Source organism: Serratia sp. CY83965 (assembly GCF_052166375.1).
Lineage (GTDB): Bacteria > Pseudomonadota > Gammaproteobacteria > Enterobacterales > Enterobacteriaceae > Serratia > Serratia marcescens.
Window position 1 is genome coordinate 1 of the sequence record NZ_JBJNOV010000013.1, and the last position, 1,481, is coordinate 1,481.

A 1,481-nucleotide genomic window follows, 5' to 3' on the forward strand; every position below is an offset into this window, starting at 1 on the left:
TATCATGTCATGAATACATAGTGGCATGAGGCGAACCGGGGGAACTGAAACATCTAAGTACCCCGAGGAAAAGAAATCAACCGAGATTCCCCCAGTAGCGGCGAGCGAACGGGGAGGAGCCCAGAACCTGAATCGGCTTGTGTGTTAGTGGAAGCGTCTGGAAAGTCGCGCAGCAAAGGGTGATAGCCCCGTACACTAAAATGCACAGGTCGTGAGTTCGATGAGTAGGGCGGGACACGTGACATCCTGTCTGAATATGGGGGGACCATCCTCCAAGGCTAAATACTCCTGACTGACCGATAGTGAACCAGTACCGTGAGGGAAAGGCGAAAAGAACCCCGGCGAGGGGAGTGAAATAGAACCTGAAACCGTGTACGTACAAGCAGTGGGAGCACATTCATGGTGTGACTGCGTACCTTTTGTATAATGGGTCAGCGACTTATATTTTGTAGCAAGGTTAACCGTATAGGGGAGCCGTAGGGAAACCGAGTCTTAACTGGGCGATTAGTTGCAAGGTATAGACCCGAAACCCGGTGATCTAGCCATGGGCAGGTTGAAGGTTGGGTAACACTAACTGGAGGACCGAACCGACTAATGTTGAAAAATTAGCGGATGACTTGTGGCTGGGGGTGAAAGGCCAATCAAACCGGGAGATAGCTGGTTCTCCCCGAAAGCTATTTAGGTAGCGCCTCGTGAACTCATCTTCGGGGGTAGAGCACTGTTTCGGCTAGGGGGCCATCCCGGCTTACCAAACCGATGCAAACTCCGAATACCGAAGAATGTTATCACGGGAGACACACGGCGGGTGCTAACGTCCGTCGTGAAGAGGGAAACAACCCAGACCGCCAGCTAAGGTCCCAAAGTCATGGTTAAGTGGGAAACGATGTGGGAAGGCATAGACAGCCAGGATGTTGGCTTAGAAGCAGCCATCATTTAAAGAAAGCGTAATAGCTCACTGGTCGAGTCGGCCTGCGCGGAAGATGTAACGGGGCTAAACCATGCACCGAAGCTGCGGCAGCGACGCTTAGGCGTTGTTGGGTAGGGGAGCGTTCTGTAAGCCGTTGAAGGTGGCCTGTGAGGGTTGCTGGAGGTATCAGAAGTGCGAATGCTGACATAAGTAACGATAAAGCGGGTGAAAAGCCCGCTCGCCGGAAGACCAAGGGTTCCTGTCCAACGTTAATCGGGGCAGGGTGAGTCGACCCCTAAGGCGAGGCTGAAAAGCGTAGTCGATGGGAAACAGGTTAATATTCCTGTACTTGGTGTTACTGCGAAGGGGGGACGGAGAAGGCTAGGCTAGCCGGGCGACGGTTGTCCCGGTTTAAGCGTGTAGGGGGTGTGACCTGGTAAATCCGGTTGCATATCAACCCTGAGGCGTGATGACGATGCACTACGGTGCAGAAGTAGTTGATGCCCTGCTTCCAGGAAAATCCTCTAAGCATCAGGTAACATTAAATCGTACCCCAAACCGACACAGGTGGTCA

At 52.8% G+C, this 1,481-nt stretch carries 1 rRNA gene; it reads left to right on the forward strand.

Annotated elements, in window-relative coordinates:
- Positions 1-1,481: ribosomal RNA gene (locus tag ACJ8PL_RS21205) — 23S ribosomal RNA — on the forward strand; the annotation flags it as partial.